Source organism: Erythrobacter sp. HL-111, assembly GCF_900105095.1.
GTDB lineage: Bacteria > Pseudomonadota > Alphaproteobacteria > Sphingomonadales > Sphingomonadaceae > Erythrobacter.
The window spans coordinates 2,374,748-2,393,382 of sequence record NZ_LT629743.1 but is presented as its reverse complement, the minus strand read 5'-3'; the positions used below and the strand labels follow the sequence as shown (position 1 = coordinate 2,393,382).

The 18,635-nt window shown below is 69.5% G+C and carries 14 protein-coding genes; 9 read left to right on the top strand and 5 right to left on the bottom strand.

Features of this window, described 5'->3' with window-relative positions:
* Positions 1–2 precede the first annotated feature (2 nt).
* Positions 3–4,736, top strand: coding sequence for an NAD-glutamate dehydrogenase domain-containing protein (locus BLU08_RS11340; protein ID WP_233995951.1), 4,734 nt, complete (start codon positions 3–5; stop codon positions 4,734–4,736).
* Positions 4,737–4,789: 53 nt separating this feature from the next.
* Positions 4,790–6,055 (top strand): NAD(P)/FAD-dependent oxidoreductase, encoded by a 1,266-nt coding sequence (locus BLU08_RS11335; RefSeq protein ID WP_090199547.1) that lies wholly within the window; start codon positions 4,790–4,792, stop codon positions 6,053–6,055.
* Here BLU08_RS11335 and queG read toward each other — a convergent pair.
* Positions 6,039–7,112 carry a tRNA epoxyqueuosine(34) reductase QueG gene (queG, locus tag BLU08_RS11330; RefSeq protein ID WP_090199545.1) on the bottom strand — a complete coding sequence of 358 codons (1,074 nt, stop codon included), beginning with the start codon at positions 7,110–7,112 and terminating at the stop codon, positions 6,039–6,041. The two genes, BLU08_RS11335 and queG, sit on opposite strands and share 17 nt — an antisense overlap.
* Positions 7,113–7,182: 70 nt before the next feature.
* On the opposite strand from queG, the gene BLU08_RS11325 reads away from it, so the two are divergent.
* From BLU08_RS11325 to msrB, 4 genes are all read left to right on the top strand, one after another.
* On the top strand, positions 7,183–8,157 hold the full coding sequence (locus tag BLU08_RS11325; RefSeq protein WP_090199544.1) for an ABC transporter ATP-binding protein: 975 nt from the start codon (positions 7,183–7,185) through the stop codon (positions 8,155–8,157).
* A complete protein-coding gene (locus BLU08_RS11320; protein ID WP_090199542.1) occupies positions 8,154–9,437 on the top strand; it encodes an ABC transporter permease in 1,284 nt (427 codons plus the stop codon). Before BLU08_RS11325 ends, BLU08_RS11320 begins: the two co-directional genes overlap by 4 nt.
* Before the next feature lie 116 nt (positions 9,438–9,553).
* Complete coding sequence (locus tag BLU08_RS11315; protein WP_090199540.1) at positions 9,554–10,888, top strand: cytochrome P450; 1,335 nt, start codon at positions 9,554–9,556, stop codon at positions 10,886–10,888.
* 88 nt (positions 10,889–10,976) lie between these two features.
* The gene (gene msrB / locus BLU08_RS11310) at positions 10,977–11,477 is read left to right on the top strand and encodes a peptide-methionine (R)-S-oxide reductase MsrB (RefSeq protein WP_090199539.1); all 501 of its coding nucleotides are present in this window, start codon (positions 10,977–10,979) and stop codon (positions 11,475–11,477) included.
* A gap of 12 nt (positions 11,478–11,489) precedes the next feature.
* Here the strand turns inward: msrB and BLU08_RS11305 are convergent, their stop codons facing one another.
* The 4 genes from BLU08_RS11305 to BLU08_RS11290 form a co-directional block, all read right to left on the bottom strand.
* A complete protein-coding gene (locus tag BLU08_RS11305; RefSeq protein ID WP_090199537.1) occupies positions 11,490–13,307 on the bottom strand; it encodes a hypothetical protein in 1,818 nt (605 codons plus the stop codon).
* Between the two features lie 4 nt (positions 13,308–13,311).
* Positions 13,312–13,749, bottom strand: a complete 438-nt coding sequence (locus BLU08_RS11300) for a GtrA family protein (protein ID WP_090199535.1) — start codon at positions 13,747–13,749, stop codon at positions 13,312–13,314.
* On the bottom strand, positions 13,749–15,377 hold the full coding sequence (locus tag BLU08_RS11295) for an NAD(P)/FAD-dependent oxidoreductase (protein ID WP_090199534.1): 1,629 nt from the start codon (positions 15,375–15,377) through the stop codon (positions 13,749–13,751). Before BLU08_RS11295 ends, BLU08_RS11300 begins: the two co-directional genes overlap by 1 nt.
* A 179-nt stretch (positions 15,378–15,556) precedes the next feature.
* Complete coding sequence (locus tag BLU08_RS11290) at positions 15,557–16,294, bottom strand: PilZ domain-containing protein (protein ID WP_090199532.1); 738 nt, start codon at positions 16,292–16,294, stop codon at positions 15,557–15,559.
* A 462-nt stretch (positions 16,295–16,756) separates the two neighbouring features.
* Here BLU08_RS11290 and BLU08_RS11285 point away from each other — a divergent pair, with 462 nt between their 5' ends.
* The 3 genes from BLU08_RS11285 (at position 16,757) to BLU08_RS11275 (ending at position 18,582) form a co-directional block, all read left to right on the top strand.
* Positions 16,757–17,374, top strand: coding sequence for an OmpA family protein (locus tag BLU08_RS11285; RefSeq protein WP_090199530.1), 618 nt, complete (start codon positions 16,757–16,759; stop codon positions 17,372–17,374).
* 74 nt (positions 17,375–17,448) lie between these two features.
* Complete coding sequence (locus tag BLU08_RS11280; protein ID WP_090199529.1) at positions 17,449–18,114, top strand: YsnF/AvaK domain-containing protein; 666 nt, start codon at positions 17,449–17,451, stop codon at positions 18,112–18,114.
* Positions 18,115–18,186: 72 nt separating this feature from the next.
* On the top strand, positions 18,187–18,582 hold the full coding sequence (locus BLU08_RS11275; RefSeq protein ID WP_090199527.1) for a DUF2382 domain-containing protein: 396 nt from the start codon (positions 18,187–18,189) through the stop codon (positions 18,580–18,582).
* Positions 18,583–18,635: the final 53 nt, after the last annotated feature.

The following is an 18,635-nucleotide window of genomic DNA, read 5'->3' as shown; positions in this document are numbered from 1 at the left end:
CAGTGTCCACGTCCCCCGCAGGAACCCGCGCGAATTCCGCCCCGTCCGACCTCGCGCGGGTGCTCGCCGGACGGCTCGGCGCGTCGGTCCTGCCGGGCGACACCCCGCTCGAGGGCGGGGAGCTCGACGAAGCGGCGGCCTTCCTGCTCGGCACCGCGGCCGAGCGCGAGCCCGAACGCGCCGCGATCTGCATCGAATCCGCCACCAACGGGCGCCGCCGCCTGCGGATCGCGATCGTCAACGACGACATGCCCTTCCTCGTCGATTCGATCGCGGCGACCCTGACCGCGCAGGGCGTGAGCATCGACCGGCTGGTCCACCCCGTGATCGCGGTGGAGCGCGCTTCGGACGGCACCCTGACCGGGCTGGACGGCGCGGGCGCGGGACACAAGGAAAGCTTCGTCTACATCGAAACGCCGCGGGTCGATGCGCGCCACCGCCGCGACCTCCTCGCCGAACTGCGCCGGACACTAGGCGACGTGCGCGCGGCGGTCGGCGACTGGCGCGCGATGCAGGCGGCGATCCGCGCCGATGCCGAACGGATCGCGCGCGGGGAGAGCGGCAGCGGGCCGTCCCACCACGAGGCGACCGACCTGCTCCACTGGCTCAACCGGGGGATGCTGACCCAGCTCGGCCATCTCACGCGGCACCGCGACGGGAGCGAGGACGAAGTGCTCGGCATCTGCCGGGCGAGCGCGCGCGAAATCCTCGCCGAAATGTCCTACGAACGCGCCTTCGCGTGGTTCGACGAAGGCGATGCGGCCGGCGAACCGCGCCCGCTGCTGGTGATCAAGGCGAACCGCCTGTCGAACGTTCATCGCCCCGCCCCGCTCGACCTGTTCATCGTGCCCCGGCGGGAGGACGGCAAGGTCGCCGCGATCTCTATCCATGCGGGCGTGTGGACCAGCGCCGCGCTCGCCTCGCCGCCGCAGGACGTGCCGGTCCTGCGCGCCTCGCTCGCGCGGGTGACGGAGGAACTGGGATTCGATCCCGCGGGCCATGCCGGCAAGTCGCTGGTCCACGCCTTCACCACCCTGCCGCACGATCTCATGGTCGCCTTCCGGCACGAGGATGTCTTCCGCCTGACGACCGCGATGATGAGCCTGATGGACCGCCCGCGCCCGCGGCTGGTGCTGGTCCCCTCGCCGCTCGCCCGGCACGTCTTCGCCTTCGTCTGGCTGCCGCGCGACACGATCTCGACCGATGTGCGGACGCGAATCCAGGCGCTGCTGACGCAGGAGCCGGGCACGGCGCTGCTCGACTGGAGCCTCAAGGTCGAGGGAAGCCAGCTCGCGCTCATGCAGTTCCTGCTCGACACGAGGGCGAGCCGCAATCCGCCCGATGCCGCCGCGATCGAGGCCAATCTCGAGGACCTGCTGCGCGGCTGGGGCGACGCGGTCGAAACCCACCTTGCCGAAAGCGAGGAGCCGGGCCGCGCGCCCGCGATCGCGGCGCGCTATGCCCCGGCCTTCCCGCCGGGCTATCGCAGCGACTACGGCCCGGCCGAGGCCGCGCGCGACATCGCCCGGCTGCGCGCGCTCACGGCGGAGGACGACACGGCGATCGACCAGCCGCTGCGCGACGTGCGGCTCTACCGGCTGGAAACCGACCTGCCGGGATCGCTACGGCTCAAGATCTACTATACCCGCGGCCAGCTCGCCCTGTCGGACGCAGTCCCGGCGCTGGAGAATTTCGGCTTCCGCGTGGTGACCGAGATCCCGACCATGCTCGCGGGCGGGGCGCTCGGCACGATCCATGATTTCACGCTCGACCTGCCCGCGGGCGCGGACGCGGCTGACCTGCTCGCCCGGTGCGACGCGATCGAGGCGGCGATCGCCGAGGTGTTGAATGGCAGGGCGGAGAACGATGCCTTCAACCGCCTCGTCATGGGCACGGCGCTGTCGGCGCGCGAGGCGAACTGGCTGCGCGCGATCTACCGCTATCTGCGCCAGACCGGCATGGGCTTCACGATCTACACAGTGGTCGACGCGCTCGAGGCCGCGCCGGACGTGACGCGCGCCATGATCGACCTGTTCCTCGCCCGGCACGATCCCGCCTTCGCCGGGGACCGCAAGGAAGCCTGCGAGGAGGCCGATCGCGTGTTCGCCGCGGGGCTTGCCAAGGTTTCGGCGATCAACGACGACCGGTTGCTCAGGCTCTACCGCGCGGTGATCGACGCGTGCCTTCGCACCAATGCCTTTGCGCCCGCAGCGGAAGCGGCGCTCGCCTTCAAGATCGATTCGGCGCTCGTCCCGAACCTGCCAAGGCCGCTGCCGTGGCGCGAGGTGTTCGTTTACAGCGCGCGGGTCGAAGGGATCCACCTGCGCGCCGGCCCGGTCGCGCGCGGGGGCCTGAGGTGGTCCGACCGGCGCGACGATTTCCGCACCGAGATCCTCGGCCTGATGAAGGCGCAGAAGGTCAAGAACGCCGTGATCGTTCCCACCGGGGCCAAGGGCGGCTTCTATCCCAAGTGCCTGCCTTCCCCGGTGAACGATCGCGAAGGCTGGGCGGCCGAGGGGCAGGCGGCTTACGAGATCTTCATCCGCACGCTGCTGTCCGTTACCGACAACATCGAGGACGGGGACGTGGTCCATCCCTCGCAGGTCGTCATCACCGACGGGGAGGACCCCTATTTCGTCGTCGCCGCCGACAAGGGCACGGCGCGCTTTTCCGACGTCGCCAACGGCATCGCGCAGGCGCGCGACTTCTGGCTCGACGATGCCTTTGCCTCCGGCGGGTCCAACGGCTACGACCACAAGGCGATGGGCATCACCGCGCGCGGCGGCTGGGTCAGCGTGCAGCGGCACTTCCTCGAAATGGGGATCGACGTGCAGAGCGATCCCGTGCGGGTCGCGGGCTGCGGCGACATGTCGGGCGACGTGTTCGGCAACGGAATGCTGCTGTCGAAGGCGATAAAGCTGGTCGCCGCGTTCGATCACCGGCACATCTTCCTCGATCCGGACCCCGACCCGGCGGCAAGCTGGGCCGAGCGCCAGCGCCTGTTCGACCTGCCCCGGTCGAGCTGGGACGATTACGACAGGACGCTGATATCCGGGGGCGGCGGGGTATTCTCGCGCGATCTCAAGCGGATAGCCCTGACCGACGAGGTTCGCGCAATGCTCGGGCTGGAGGAGGCCGAGATCGAGCCCGACGCGCTCATCTCCGCGATCCTCAAGGCCGAGGTCGACCTCATCTGGTTCGGCGGCATCGGCACCTACATCAAGGCGGCGAACGAGAACCACATCACCGTCGGCGATCCGGCGAACGACGCGCTGAGGGTCGATGCGAGCGACGTGCGGGCAAAGGTCATCGGCGAGGGCGCCAATCTCGGTGCGACGCAGGCGGGAAGGATCGAATTCGCGCTCGGCGGGGGGCGGATCAACACCGATTTCATCGACAATTCCGCCGGGGTCGACTGTTCGGACAACGAGGTCAACATCAAGATCGCGCTCGCCGCGGCGATGAAGGCGGGCCGCCTCACCCGCGAGGAACGCAACGCGCTCCTGGGCGAGATGACCGACGAGGTCGCGGGCATCGTGCTGGAGGACAACCGGCTCCAGGCGCTCGCCATCTCGGTGGCCGAAGCGGCGGGGCCGGACCAGACCGCGTCCTATGTCCGCCTGATCGAACGGCTCGAGGAGCTCGGCGATTTCGACCGCCGCACGCAGGGGCTGGCCGATGGCGAGACCCTCATTCGCCGGGCGAGCGACGGGCAGGGCCTCACCCGCCCCGAACTCGCCGTGCTGCTGTCCTCGACCAAGCTCGCGCTGCAGGACGCGATCGAGGCGAGCGACCTGCCCGACGATCCGGCGCTCGAGGACACCCTGATCGCGATGTTCCCGCGCCCGATGCAGGAGCGTTTCGCCGAGGAGATCCGCACCCACCGCCTGCGCCGCGAGCTGATCGCGACCGAGATCGCCAACCGGATGGTCAACCGGCTCGGCCTGCTGGTCGCGTTCGAACTGGCCGAGGAGGAGGGCGCGAGCCTCGGCGCGATCGCCAAGGCCTTCGTCGCGGTCGACAGGCTGTTCGGTTGCACCGCGCTGTGGGAACGGCTCGACACCGCCGAGGTGAGCGAGGCGACCCGCCTGATGCTGTTCGACCGCACCGCCCATGCCCTGCGCGCGCAGATGGCGGACCTGCTGCGCGCGGGCGCGGCGCGCCAGTCGGCGAGCGAGCTGGCGCGCGAACTCGAACCCGGGGTGCGCGCGCTGACCGAGGCGACGGGCACGGTGCTGGTCGGCGAGGCGCGCCAGCGCGCCGAACGGATGCGGGCCGAACTCGAAGGCGCGGGCGCGGACGAGGACCTCGCCCTGGCGGTGGTGCACCTCTTCGCGATGGACGGCGCGGTCGGCCTCGCCCGGCTGGCGCGCAAGACGGGGGTCGCGGTGCTCGACCTGACCGAGGCCTTCACCGGGCTCGGGATGCGGCTGGGGCTCGACTGGGCGCAGGGCATGGCGGCGCTGATGGAGCCGTCCGACGTGTGGGAACGCCTGCTCGTCGCCGGGCTGGCGCGCGATTTCCAGCAGATGCGGCTCGATTTCCTGCGCCGGCTGGTGCGGCGCAAGAACGGCGCGGACGGGATCGTCGCGGCGGTGGAAAGCTGGGCCGATGACAACACCGCCGCGATTCGCCGCTTCCGCTCGGTCGTCGAGCGGGCGCAGGCGCACCCGCCGGTGTCCCCCGCGATCCTCGCCCAGATCGCCAGCCAGGCGCGCAACCTGCTGGACCCGTGAGGTTTCCGCCGCAAGGCTTGACCTCGGGCGCGGTTTCGGTGACGCACCGGCCCATGAACGAAAGGGACGAGCCGCCCGCGAGCGCCGACGTGGTGATCGTCGGCACGGGGCATGGCGGCGCGCAGGTCGCGATCGCCCTGCGGCAACAGGGACACGAGGGTTCGATCCTCATGATCGGGCGCGACACCTCGCCGCCCTATGAGCGACCGCCCCTGTCGAAGGAATATCTCGCAGGGGAAAAGGGCTTCGAACGGATCATGATCCGGCCCGAGAAGTTCTGGGCGGACAAGCGGATCGACCTCGCGCTCGGCCGGGGCGTGACCGCGATCGACCCGATTCGGCACGAGGTGACGCTCTCCGACGGCGGCAAGGTCGGCTATCGCAAGCTGATCTGGTCGGGCGGGGGCGACCCGCGCCGCCTGTCCTGCCCGGGCGCGGGACTGAAGGGCGTGTTCTACGTGCGCGACCGGCGCGATGCCGACGCGATGATGGCGGCCCTCGCCGCCGAAACCACGGGTGAGCCGAAAAAGGCGGTCGTGATCGGCGGCGGCTATATCGGGCTCGAGGCGGCGGCCGTGCTGCGCAAGCTCGGCTGCGAGGTGATGCTGGTCGAACTGCAGAAGCGCCTGCTCGCGCGCGTGGCGGGCGAGGAATTGTCGCGCTTCTACGAAGAGGAACACCGCCGCCAGGGCGTCGACGTGCGGCTCGGCACCGGGGTGGAGGAAATCCTCGGAGAGGAGGCGGGCCGCGTCACCGGCGTGCGCCTTTCCGGCGGCGAGGAAGTGTCGTGCGACATGGTGGTGGTCGGCATCGGCATCGTCCCCGCGGTCGCCCCGCTGATCGCGGCCGGAGCGGCGGGATCGAACGGGGTGGACGTCGATTTCTGCTGCCGCACCACGCTCGACGACATCTACGCCATCGGGGATTGCGCGGCGCACGCCAATCCTTACGCGGGCAGCGCGGTGATTCGCCTCGAATCGGTCCAGAACGCGCACGACATGGCGAACACCGTCGCCCGCGCGATCATGGGCGAAAAGGAGCCCTACGACGCCCTGCCCTGGTTCTGGTCGAACCAGTACGACCTCAAGCTCCAGACCGCGGGCCTCAGCCTCGGCTATGACGAAACCGTGCTGCGGGGCGATCCCGCGACTCGCAGGTTCACGGTCGTCTATCTCAAGGAGGGCCGCCCGATCGCCTTCGACTGCGTCAACACGATGAAGGACTACGTGCAGGGGCGCAAGCTGCTCGAACAGGGGGTCGAAAAGGTCGACCGCGCGCTGCTGGCGGACCCCGAGATCCCGCTCAAGGACCTGCTCTGAGCTTTCGCAGCGCCCAGCGCGCCGCCTCGGCCACGACCGGGTCGGGATCCTCCGTCAAGGCTTCGCAGGGGTCGGCAAGCGCCGCATCGCCGCTGTTCCCGGCGGCGTAGAGGCAGTTCCGCACGAACCGGTCGCGCCCGATCCGCTTGATCGGGGAACCGGAAAACAGCGCCCGGAACCCCGCATCGTCGAGCGCGAGCAGTTCGGCGAGGCGCGGGGCGACCAGTTCGGGGCGGGGGAGGAATTCGCGCATGGCCGCGGCTTGCGAAGCGAACTTGTTCCACGGGCACACCGCAAGGCAATCGTCGCAGCCGTAGATGCGATTGCCCATCCCTTCGCGCAGGTCCTCGGGCACCGGACCCTTGTGCTCGATCGTGAGGTAGGAAATGCAGCGCCGCGCATCCAATCGATAGGGCGCCGGGAAAGCGCCGGTCGGGCACACGTCGAGGCAGGCGCGGCAGGAGCCGCAGGAATCGCGGTGCGGCTCGGCGGGGGCAAGGTCGAGCGTGGTGTAGATCGCCCCGAGGAACAGCCAGCTGCCGTGCTCGCGGCTGACGAGGTTGGTGTGCTTGCCCTGCCAGCCGATCCCCGCCGCCTCGCCCAGCGGTTTTTCCATGACGGGTGCGGTATCGACGAAGACCTTGACCTCGCACCCCTCCTCCTCGGCCACCAGCCAGCGGGCGAGCGCTTTCAGCCGCTTCTTGACGATGTCGTGGTAATCCTTGCCCTGCGCGTAGACCGAGACGCGCGCGCGGTCGCCGACATCCTCCAGCGCGAAGGGATCGTGCCCGGGCGCGTAGCTCATGCCCAGCGCGATGACGCTGCGCGCCTGCGGCCACAGCGCCCTGGGCGAACGCCGGTGGTGGAGGCGGGTCTCCATCCATTCCATGGTCCCGTGAAGCCCCTCGCCCAGCCATTGCTCGAGCCGCGCGGCGCGGACGGGGTCCTCCTCGGCACCGGCGAAGCCGCAGGCGACGAAGCCGAGCTCGCGCGCCTTGGCCGCGATGCGCGATTCGAGCGTTTCCGGCGCGATCGTGCTTACCGGCGGCTTAACCATGTTTGGGGTTACTCCCGTTCAGTCTCGCGCGTTAACTCTCCCCTTTATGGATATGGCGGTAGGCGATCTCATGGCGGCGGGCAAATCCGCCGGCGCCGCGCAGGACACGCGGCCCCTCGCGATCGAGGCGCGCGGGCTGGTCAAGAGCTTCGACGGCACGCGCGCGGTCGACGGCGTCGACCTTTCCGTGCCCGAGGGCGCGATCTACGGCGTGCTCGGCCCCAACGGCGCGGGCAAGACGACGACGCTGAGGATGCTGCTCGGCATCATCGACCCGGACGAAGGCGTGCGGCGCGTGTTCGGCCACGATCGCCCGCACGATATCGGCCGGCTGATCGGCTACCTTCCCGAGGAGCGCGGGCTCTATCCCGCGATGAAGGCGGTCGAGGCGATCGCATTCATGGGCGCGCTGCGCGGCCTGCCGCTCGCCGAGGGGCGCAGGCGCGCGGCGGAGCTGCTCGAACGCCACGACCTCGCCCATGCCGCCGACCGCACGATCCGCCAGCTCTCGAAGGGCATGGCGCAGACCGTGCAATTGCTCGGCACGCTGGTGCACGATCCGCGCCTCGTGGTGCTGGACGAGCCGTTCTCCGGCCTCGACGCGATCAACCAGGGCAAGCTCGAGGTGCTGATCCGCACGCTGGCCGAGGACGGCGTGACGGTCATCTTCTCGACCCATGTCATTCACCATGCCGAACGCCTGTGCGAAGGGGTCGCGATCATCGCAGGGGGAAAAGTGCCCTATGCCGGCAGCGTCGAGGCCGCGCGCGACCGCATCCCGGCGCAGGTCCGGCTCGAAACCCGCGCCCGCGAAGGGGGCTGGACGGCCGCCCTGCCGCGCGACACCCGCCGGGTGGGCGATTTCTTTCACTTCCCCCTGCCCGAATCGGGGATCGAACCCCTGCTGCGCCAGCTGATCGAGGGCGAGGCGGGCATCCTCTCGCTCTCGATCGAGCGCGCGGGGCTGCACGATGCCTTCGTCGCGATCGCGGGGGAGGCCGCCGCGCGCCAGCTCGCCGCCGACAGCGAAGGAACCGCCCGATGAGCCTCGCAACCGGCGCAAGGCCGCGCCTCTCCAGCCTCGAAGCCGCCTGGGTCATCGCCCGGCGCGATTTCGTCGCGGTCCTGTTCAGCCGCGCCTTCCTCTTCTTCCTGCTCGGCCCGCTTTTCCCGCTGATCGTCGGCGGGCTCGCCGGGAGCATCGGGAGCGAGGTGCAGCGCGAGGCGGTGAGCGTCGAGATCGGCCTTGCCATGGGCGAAGCCGACAACGCCGCCATGATCGCCGCGCGCGACCGGCTGCGCCCGCAACTCGGCCGGGCGATTCCCCATCTCGTCCCCGTGCCCGAGTCGGGCGAGCCGGGGTTCGAACCGCACGCCTTCCTCGAGCAGCGGCGGGGCAATTACGCCGCGATCCTCGCCGGTTCGCCCGAGGCCCCGCGCCTCGTCGGGACCGAGCCGCAGGTGGCGCGCTGGCAGGGGCCGGTCGGCCTCGTCGCCGCGAGCGCAACCAGCGCCGCGCCCAGCGCCTTTCCCGAAGTCGCGCGCGAATTCGTCGCCACCAGCGGCGCGTCCGAACGCTCCAACCGCATCCGCACCGCCCAGGCCGCGCAGATGCTGCTGTTTCTCCTGACCATGCTGCTCGCCGGCATGGTGCTGTCGAACCTCGTCGAGGAAAAGGCGAACAAGATCATCGAGATCCTGGCCGCTGCGATCCCGATGGACGCGGTCTTCATGGGCAAGCTCTTCGCCATGCTCGGCGTCAGCTTCGTCGGGATCGGCGTCTGGGCCATGGTCGGCTGGGGCCTGTGGAGCCTCGGCGGCGACGCGGTCGGCGCGGCGACGGGCAGCGACCCTTCGGGCCTGCCCGCCCCCGCGGTCGGCTGGGCGCTGTTCGTTGCCCTCGGCGTCGCCTATTTCTCGATGGCCTACCTGCTTCTGGGCGCGCTGTTCCTGACGATCGGGGCGATGGCGAACACGGTGCGCGAGGTGCAGACCCTGTCGATGCCGGTCACGATGATGCAGCTGATGGTGTTCTTCCTCGCCGCCTACACGATCACGCAGCCCGGCTCCTCGCTCGAGCTTGCCGCGCTGGTGTTTCCGCTGTCCTCGCCCTTCGCCATGCTGGCGCGCGCGGCGATGGACGAAACGCTGTGGATCCATGCCGCCGCGCTCGCCTGGCAGGCGCTGTGCGTGCTCGCGCTGGTCAAGGCGGGCTCGATGCTGTTCCGCAAGCGGGTGATGAAATCGGGCGGCGCGGGCCGCGAGAAACGCCGCCCGTGGCGTCCGCGCAACGCGCCCGCCCGGCTGGCCGAACCGGCCGAATAGGTAGCCAAACGAAACTCACTATTGACACCGCTGTCAGTTAGGGCAGGATGGCTCGCGGAAGGGAGCGGACCTTCCAGATGCGAGAACGCACGGCCGCTTCCCACGAGGAGAGAGCCATGGCCACGATCGCACCCCAACGCCCGCAAGTTCGCCGTTCGCCCAGCGCATACGAAGCGCTGAGGGAACATTACGCCCGGCACCCGGACGAACGCCTGTCCCACCCGCACAAGTGGGACGTGTCGCGTTCCGACATCTATTTCGAGGATCGCTGGCAGCCGATCTTCAAGGAAATGCAGGACGCAGGGCCGCTGCACTACATCCCCGAAAGCCCGTTCGGCCCCTATTGGGCGGTGGTCGATCACAAGGCGATCCAGCACATCGAGGCCCTGCCCGAAACCTTTTCGTCGAGCTGGGAATACGGCGGCATCACCATCCTCGAACGCCCCGACGACGCCGAGCTCGAAGCGGCCGGGATGGAACGGCGCGAACTGCCGATGTTCATCGCGATGGACCGCCCGCAGCACACCGGCCAGCGCCGCACCGTCGCGCCCAAGTTCACCCCCACCGCCATGGCGGAAATGGAGCCCGAAATCCGCCGCCGCACGGGCGAACTGCTCGACACCCTGCCGCGCGGCGAGGTGTTCGACTGGGTCGATACCGTCTCGATCGAGCTGACCACGGGGATGCTGGCGATCCTTTTCGGCTTTCCCTGGGAGGACCGCCGCCTTCTGACCTTCTGGTCCGACTGGTCGGGCGATACCGAGCTTGCGACCGTGCGCGATCTCGACGAATTCCGCTGGGGCATCCTGCAGGAGATGGCGGCCTATTTCCAGACGCTCTGGGTCGAACGCACGCAGGATCCTTCGGGCGATGACCTGATCTCGATGATGATCCGTTCGGAATCGATGAACCAGATGCGGCCCGAGGAATTCATGGGCAACCTCGTGCTGCTGATCGTCGGCGGGAACGACACGACCCGCAACACCATGAGCGGGATCGTCCACGCGTTCGACCAGTTCCCCGACCAGCGCAAGCTGTTCGAGGAGAACCCGGACCTCATCCCCAACGCGGTGCAGGAATGCCTGCGCTTCATCACCCCGCTCGCGCACATGCGCCGCACCTGCACGGAAGACACCGAAGTCTTCGGTCAGACGGTGAGGAAGGGCGACAAGGTGGTGCTGTGGTATCTCGGCGCGAACCGGGACGAAAGCGTATTCGAGAACCCGCACAAGCTCGACATCACCCGCGAGAACGCGCGGCGGCACATCGCCTTCGGCTATGGCATCCACCGCTGCGTCGGCGCGCGGCTGGCCGAGCTGCAACTGCGCGTCCTGCTCGAGGAAATGCACGCACGGCGGATGCGGGTCCATGTCGCGGGCGATGTCGAGCGGGTGCGCGCCAATTTCGTCCACGGCTTCCGCAAGCTCGAGGTCGAGATCACCGAATTCTGAAGGACCGGCGGGGCGCGGTCATGAAACCTTCAGGCGGAGTGTGGCGTAACTGCAGGCGAACTGCCCGCCGATTTCGAGACATCCTGCCATGAACCGCGCCCCTACCCGCCGCTCCTTCGTCCTCGCCGCTTCCGCCGGGGTCGCCGCGCTGCCGCTGCTCGGCGCCTGCGGCTCCGGCCCGGCGAATGCGCGCGACAACTTCCCGGTCTCGAAAAGCGAGGCCGAATGGCGCAAGCGGCTCACGAAAAGCGAATACCACGTCCTGCGCGAAGCGGGGACCGAACGGCCCTACACCTCGCCGCTGAACGAGGAGAAGCGCGCCGGGACCTTCGTGTGTGCGGGCTGCGGGAACGCGGTCTATTCCTCGAAGCACAAATACGACAGCGGGACCGGCTGGCCGAGCTTCTGGCAGGCGATCGACAGGGGCGCGGTCGGGACCAGCACCGATTACAAGATCGGCCTGCCCCGGACCGAGGTCCACTGCGGCGATTGCGGCGGGCACCTGGGGCATATCTTCGGGGACGGACCGGCGCCAACCGGCAAGCGGCACTGCATCAACGGCCTCGCGCTCGATTTCCGGCCGGCCTGACGACCCGCACGGCTAGTCCGCGCGGACCCGCCACAGCCGGAAGCTGCCGTCCGCCCCCGCCGCGACCGGTTCGAGCCAGTCCGGTGCCTCCCCGCCGAGCAGGGCGGCCATGAACCCTCCCGGCGCGAGCGCCGCATAGCGATAGGGTTCGCCAAGGTCGCGGCACAGCGCGACATAGGCCGTGCCGCGTGCCCTGAGCGCTTCGCGCGCGGCGGCGGCATCGCCCGTCGCGGTCTCGATCACGAAGCGCAGGCCCCGGTCGCCGCGATGGTGGGGGGTGGCGATGACGGTGTGCGGGCTTTCGACGAGCAGGGCGGGGGCAATGTCGATCGGCGCGAAGATCTCGCCCGGGGGAAGCACGCCGAGCATCGCGCCCGCCCCCGCGATGTCGCAGCGCGAACCGCGGAGCGAGGGCACGATGGCCGCCCCGCCTGCGCGCGGGCTTGCGGCGGGCGCCGTGGCGGTCGCGGCCGCCGAGAGCGCCGGGCCGATCACGGTCAGCGGCAGCGTCGGGACCAGCACCAGGGCGATGCCGAGGGTCATCCCCATCCGCCGCACGGGGCTTCGCATCCCGCGCGCGGCGCGCCACCAGCGAATGATCTGCCAAGCGAGCGGCGGCGCAGCGAGCGCGCAGGCGACCGCCCCGGCACGCGCCACCAGCAGCGCGACCATCAGCGCCGCGCCGAGCAGCAGGGCGTAATCGCTCCAGAAACGCCGCAGCCAATCGCTCGACGCGGCCCGCAGGCGCAGCGCCGCGAGCAGGGCGACGAGCGGCGCGACCACGAAGGGCAGCGCGTGCTGCAGGTCCTGGTGCCAGACCGGGCGGCCCTCGTTCACCCGGTCGAGCCATTGCGCGCGCACCAGCGGATCGATCGCGGCAAAGCCACCACCGCTCACGCAATGCGGCGCGGCGCCGAGGACGAGCGCGAGCGCCCCGCCTCCGGCAAGCGCGAAACCGGCCAGCACCAGCGCGAGCGGGGCGGGCTCGGTCCTGCCGAGGAGGGTGAGGACCAGCGCGCCCCAGCCGAACACGGCAAGGTGGAGCGGGCCGATCGCGTCGCAATGCAGCGCGAGGTCGCCGAGCCCGCGGGTCAGCACGAACAGCGCCGCGCTCGTCACCGCGAGCGACTGCATCGCGCGGATCAGCCAGCCGCGCTGCGAACGGTTCCCGAGCCAGCGCAGTGCCAGCACGGCAAGGATGGCGGCGGCGAAGGGCAGCCCCTCGACCGAGATGGCGAGCCATGTCGCAAGGGCCGCGCCCACACCGAACGCCCCCCCGCGGTCCGATCGCCCCATCAGCGCGTTCATCGCCCACAGCGCACAGACCACCTGCCAGCCGTGATGGTCGATCCGGAGCGGGGAAAGCTGGAACAGCAGCGGCACCGACAGAGCGACGAGCAGCGCGGCGAGCATCGTCTCCTCCTCGCCGAGCAGCTGGTGCGCGATCCGCGCGGCGAGCAGCATGGCGGCGAAGAGGGTGACGAGCGGCACGATCACGAGCGCCGCCGCCTCCGCCGCGCCCGCGCCGATCAGGGGCGAAAGAAGCAGGATGACCGCGAGGAGCGGAAGGTCGACCAGCCGCGACCAGTGCATCGCGACCCCTCCGCCCGGCGCATCGACGCGGTACTGGACGAGGTCGAACCAGCCCTGCCCCGCCAGCACGTCGCGCACCTGCACCAGCCGCATCGCGTCGTCGGGGTCGGGAAATTGCCGCGCGCCGATCGCGGACCAGTTGATCGCGAGAACGACCGCGGCGACCAGCACGAATGCGAGCGTGACCGGCCTCAGCAGGTCGGCGGGAAGGACCCCCCGGCGGCGCTCGACCAGCATCGCCTCACCCCGCTTCGCGCAGCGGCGCGGGCGCGCGGAACACGATCCGGCTGCGCAGGAGCCATGTCGCAAGGAAGCTCACCACGATCGCCGCGGCCTTGGCGATGCGGGGGTCGATCGCGGCCCTGTCGCCCGCCCACACGATCGCGGTGGTGAGGCCGAGCCCGATCAGGGCGGAAATCACGAACAGCGCCTTCTGCCGTGCCCGCGCGAGTCCGCCTGCGGCGACCCCGTCGCCGAACACGGCGCGGCTCGACATCAGCCAGTGCGCGAGGATGCCGAGCGAATAGCCCGCCGCCGAGGCCGGCGCCGCCGCCGCGCCGAGCGCGAGCAGGGCGAGGAAGGCGCCGACATCGACCGCCAGTGCGCCGAAGCTGGCGGCGACATAGCGCGCGAAGCGCTGGTCCCGCAGCCGGGCGAGGAGGCGCGCCGGGCCCGCCATCACGCGCGCTTGCGGACGCCTTCGCCCGCGCCTGCCGGCCGCACCCGTTCGGGCACGCCGCGAAGCGAAGTGAGAGCGGCGATCTGATCGTCGCTGAGCGGTTGTGCCGCGCCATCGCGCGCGGGCAGGCCGGTGTCCGCGCCCTCGCTGCCCGCCTCGTGATATTCGGCGTCCTCGTTGACGCACCACGTGTCGTAGATGCGCCGCCCGGCGAGGATGTTTTCCACCGTCAGCATCGCGGTCATCATCGCGTGGTCCTGGTTGTTGTAGCGGTGCATCCCGTTGCGCCCGACGAGATGGAGCGTCGGGTGCTTCGCCTCGAGTTCGCGCCGCATGGCATCGACATTGGCGGCGTAGTCCCCGTCATAGACGGGATAGGCCTTTTCCTGCCGCACCACCGCGCCGCCCAGCACCCGCGCCGGATCGACGAGGCCGAGGATCGCCATTTCCTTCTTCGCAAGCGCGACGAGGTCCTCGTCGGAAGAGGTCCACAGCCCGTCGCCCTCGAAACAGAAATATTCGAGCCCGACGCAGGCGACGTTCTCGTCCGGCACCATTTCGGGCGACCACGAACGGAAGTTCTGGACCCGTCCGACCTGAACCTTGGAATCGTGGATGTAGATCCAGTTGTCGGGGAACAGGTCCTCGCTCTCGATCATCAGCGCCACCGTCAGGAAGTCGCGGTAGCGAAGCTTGCTCGCCTGGAGCGTGGTTTCCGGGAGCGGGTGGAGCCGTTTCGCCAGCTCGCGCATCGGCGCCGAGCTGATCACGTCCCTCGCCCGGATCCGCGCGCTGCCGTGGGCCGAACGCGCGGTCATCGTCCAGCCCGCACCGTCGCTCGCGAGCCGGTCGAGCGAATGGCCCATCAGCACCTCGCCGCGCCCGCTGGCGATGATCCTGTCGCGCGCGGCCTCCCACATCATGCCGGGGCCGAGCCGGGGATAGCGGAAGGTTTCGAGCAGGGTCTTGGCCTGCTTGCCGCTGCCGTCATTGGGCCGCTTGTTGAGGCCGAGGCTGCGCTTCAGCCCGTCGACCACCGCGCCCCACAAGGACAGGCCCTTGATCCGCTGCGCCGCCCAGTCCGCGCTCATTTCGTCGCAGGGCATTCCCCACACCTTCTCGGTGTAGGTCTTGAAGAAGATCGAATAGAGCTTTTGTCCGAACTGGTTGGTGGTCCAGTCCTCGAAGCTCCTCACCTCGCGGATCGGGAACAGCTTGTACCTGAGGTAGCTCGCCATGCAGGCGGCCGAACGCAGCAGGCCGAGATTGCCGAGCGCCTCGAACGCGCGCAGCGGGTAGGAGTAGAACTTGCCCTCGTAATAGATGCGGCTCATGCGCGGGCGCTGGATGAAATCGTCGGGCAGGATCTCGTTCCACAGGTCGACCACGGCCTGCGATTTCGAGAAGAAGCGGTGCCCGCCGATGTCGAAGCGGTAGCCCGCGTGTTCGACCGTGCGGCTGATGCCGCCGACATAGGTTTCGTCCTGTTCGATGATCGCGACCGACTTGCCCTGTTTCGTCAGGAGGTAGCCGGCGGTGAGACCTGCCGGCCCGGCCCCGATGATCGCGACGTCGACCTCGCGGATCGAACCCCCGGCGTCCGGTCCCAAGCCCACCCGATCATTCATTCCAGCCCCCGTTCCTGCTTCGCCCGGATCAGGCGCGAAAACGCGCGCAAGGGTCCGGGCCGGTCGCAGCCGGGAGTGAAGGAAATTGGTTAGCGGTCGGTAAACACGGGGCCTTTGCGGGGGAAAATCCGCCCGCAACACCGCGGCAATCCCTGGCGCGGTCGCGGGTTCGCGCCCCGTCATTCGCGCAGCAGGGCGGGTTCCTGCAATTGCGCGGCGAGCCGGGCGAAATCGCCCAGCGTGAAGGTGTCGTCGAACACGACCCCGTAGTGCCGGGCGCGCCGCCAGCGGACCTTGACGCGGACCTCCTTGCGGAACGCGCCGCCGAGGTCGGTGCCTTCGATCCTCAGCGTCTGGTCGATCGCGAAGAGCCCGTCGCATTCGAACCGTGCGCCCTGCTGCGAGATGTTCTCGACCACGCCCTCGCATTGCTGGGCGAGCGTGCGGATGGTGATCGGGAAGAAGAGGTCGAGCCGGATGCCGCGCTTGGGATACTGCCCGGCCTCGCTGATGAGGCGGGAGACTTCGACCGGGCGGGTGAATTCGAAGCCCGCCTCGTTGTCGCGCTGCCAGACGGCGCGCATCTCGTAGGCGACGCCGCCGGGCATGTGCAGTTCGTATGGGCCGCCCGATGGCAGGCGGTGGAACAGGCGCACGCTCACCCCGGTTTCGGAAACGTCGCGGATGACGCAGACGAATTCGCCCTTGGCGCAGACGAGCTTTGCCGCGCGGATGAGGAGGGTGAAACGCGGCGCGGCGCGCATGTCCGCGCCCGGATCCGCGGGCGCAGGGTCGGGCGCAGAGGCGGCTGCGGGGCCGGATTGCGCCGACGTGCCCGGCGGCTCGGCCGAGGCTTCCGCCGCGGAGCCGGAGGCGGCCTCGCCCCGGGGCCACGGATCGCTCGCTGCCTGTTCCATACATCATGCCCTGCCGGTGCGACGCCCGCGCGGCGATGCGACCGGTTCGATTGATCCCCGCAAGACTGCAGCCCGTGCCTAGCGCCGGGGCGGTTAAGAGCGTGATAACGCTGCGGCAGGGGCTGGCCCGGGCGCCCTAGCGCGAGGCGGACGGCCGGCTCCGCGCCCCAAGCGGCCGCGGTCCGTTCCCAACCTGCCGCCGCGCAAGACGCGCTCGCACGGCGCTCGTCCCGAGGCCGCCGCGCTCGCGCCGTCTTCCATTCACCCCGGTCGCCCAACCTTGCGTCGCACGCAACGGAACGAGCGCGCCTGCCCCTCTGTTGGCCAGGTGTGGGACCACTTGATCCGGATCCGCCATCGAGCGGACCAGGCAGAGCCCCGATACGGCGGCCGGGACGCGACGTGAACCGCGTTCGGCCATTGCGAACAAGCCGATGCTTTGACCACGATTGGAGGAAAATTATGGCCGAAATTCCGGTAGAAAAAAAGGGAGGCGGGCTGGGCTGGCTGTGGATCCTGCTCGGTCTTCTGGCGGTTGCCCTGCTGCTCTGGCTGATCTTCGCCAATACCGGTGACGACGACGGGCTGGCGACTGCCGACGATGACATGGCCGGCACCGCCCAGACCGAACAGGCCGCGACCGACGAGGATGCGGAGGGCGCAGCGGAAGGCGGCCTGATGACCGCGGAGAGCGTTGCCGCGGCCAACCGCCGCTCGCTCGAACGGATGGAGGAAAACCCCGAGGCGACCCCGCGGATCTTCTTCGCCTACGATTCCGCCGACCTGACCGATGGCGCGCGCGAAGTGCTCGACGCCATGGTCGAGGCCCGGCCCGAAGTGCGCGAAGACGGGATCACCCTTGCCGGCTTCGCCGACCGCGCCGGTCCCCGGCCCTACAACCGGGAACTGTCCGATGCGCGCGCCGAACAGACGAGGGACTACCTCGTGAGCCAGGGCCTTGATGGCGACGACATCGAAATCGAAGCCGAAGGCGAAACCCCGACCCTCGTGGAAACGGGGAACGACGAACGTGAGGTGTTGAACCGCCGCGTCCGTCTCGAACTCGGCGATACGGAATAAGGCCGATCGCCGCACTTACCCGGCCCGCCTTCTTTGCAGGCGTGCCCAACCGAATACCCCAACGGAGAGACATCATGCGACACGACACACGTTACGAACAGCTCGACCAACTGTCGGACTACGAACTCGAACACAGCGACCAGGACATCCGCGGCCTGCCCCTCGTCAGCCCGACGGGCCAGCGCTACGGCGTGATCGAGCACCTGCTGGTCGACGACGACCGGACCCACGTCGAAGCCGTCAGGCTCGACAATGGCAAGGTCTGCGCCGTCGAACCACTGGTCATCCACGACAATGCGGTGGTCTATGGCGAGGAAGCCGCGGCCCATGCGCGCCAGGGCGGCGCGGCCGTGACCGAGGAAGTGGTCCCGGTGGTCGAGGAAAAGGTCGCCATCGGCAAGCGCGTTTCCGAACACGGCAGGAACATCAGCGTGAAATCCCGGGTGGTCGAGGACCGCGTGAGCGAGGACGTCCATCTGCGCGACGAAACCGTGTCGGTCGACCGCCGGCCGGTGGACCGGGAAGTGACGTCCGCCGATGCGGACAAGCTGCTCCAGGACAGGAACGTGTCGATGACCGAACACGACGAAGAGGCGGTCGTCGGCAAGAAGGCCGTCGTCAAGGACGAAGTGGTCGTCAGGAAGACGGCCGACGACAGGGTCGAGCACGTCGAGGAGACGGCCCGCCGGACCGAGGTCGACGTCGATGTCGACGAGGACCGCAAGAACAGGCGCCGCTGAGCGCATCCCCCCGGAAGGCGGCCGGTCGCGCAATGCGGCCGGCCCCTTTTCGTCTCGAAGCGAGGAGCGATCATGAGCGACAGGACCGAGCAAGAAACCGCCGAGGAACATGTCGTCCCCGTCGTCGAGGAACGGGTCGAAATCGGCAGGAAGGTGGTGGAAGGCCGGACGGTCAGCGTGACGACCCGCCCGGTTTCGGAAACGCACGAGATCTCGCAGCCCGTGATGCGCGAGAAGGTGACGGTGGAGCGCGTGCCGGTCGGAGAAGTGATCGAGGAACGCCCGGACATCCGCGAGGACGGCGATCTCACCGTCATCCCGGTGGTGGAGGAACGGCTCGTCGTCACCCGCCAGCTGGTGCTGAAGGAGGAAATCCACCTCCGCCGCACCCGCGAGGAAACCACCGAGGAGCACTCGGTCGAACTGCGCCGGACCGAGGTCGACATATCCGAACAGCCCCCCTCCTGACATTCGCGTCGGCGCGCTGTCCGAAGCGGATGCGCCGCGCTCGATCCCCACGA

Excerpts from the sequence above, each read along its gene's own strand:
- BLU08_RS11285 (WP_090199530.1), top strand. The coding sequence starts at position 16,757 with ATGGCCGAAATTCCGGTAGAAAAAAAGGGAGGCGGGCTGGGCTGGCTG.
- BLU08_RS11325 (WP_090199544.1), top strand. The coding sequence starts at position 7,183 with ATGGCGGCGGGCAAATCCGCCGGCGCCGCGCAGGACACGCGGCCCCTC.
- BLU08_RS11275 (WP_090199527.1), top strand. The coding sequence starts at position 18,187 with ATGAGCGACAGGACCGAGCAAGAAACCGCCGAGGAACATGTCGTCCCC.
- BLU08_RS11305 (WP_090199537.1), bottom strand. The coding sequence starts at position 13,307 with ATGCTGGTCGAGCGCCGCCGGGGGGTCCTTCCCGCCGACCTGCTGAGG.
- BLU08_RS11300 (WP_090199535.1), bottom strand. The coding sequence starts at position 13,749 with ATGGCGGGCCCGGCGCGCCTCCTCGCCCGGCTGCGGGACCAGCGCTTC.
- BLU08_RS11295 (WP_090199534.1), bottom strand. The coding sequence starts at position 15,377 with ATGAATGATCGGGTGGGCTTGGGACCGGACGCCGGGGGTTCGATCCGC.
- BLU08_RS11280 (WP_090199529.1), top strand. The coding sequence starts at position 17,449 with ATGCGACACGACACACGTTACGAACAGCTCGACCAACTGTCGGACTAC.
- BLU08_RS11290 (WP_090199532.1), bottom strand. The coding sequence starts at position 16,294 with ATGGAACAGGCAGCGAGCGATCCGTGGCCCCGGGGCGAGGCCGCCTCC.
- BLU08_RS11320 (WP_090199542.1), top strand. The coding sequence starts at position 8,154 with ATGAGCCTCGCAACCGGCGCAAGGCCGCGCCTCTCCAGCCTCGAAGCC.
- queG (WP_090199545.1), bottom strand. The coding sequence starts at position 7,112 with ATGGTTAAGCCGCCGGTAAGCACGATCGCGCCGGAAACGCTCGAATCG.
- BLU08_RS11315 (WP_090199540.1), top strand. The coding sequence starts at position 9,554 with ATGGCCACGATCGCACCCCAACGCCCGCAAGTTCGCCGTTCGCCCAGC.
- msrB (WP_090199539.1), top strand. The coding sequence starts at position 10,977 with ATGAACCGCGCCCCTACCCGCCGCTCCTTCGTCCTCGCCGCTTCCGCC.
- BLU08_RS11335 (WP_090199547.1), top strand. The coding sequence starts at position 4,790 with ATGAACGAAAGGGACGAGCCGCCCGCGAGCGCCGACGTGGTGATCGTC.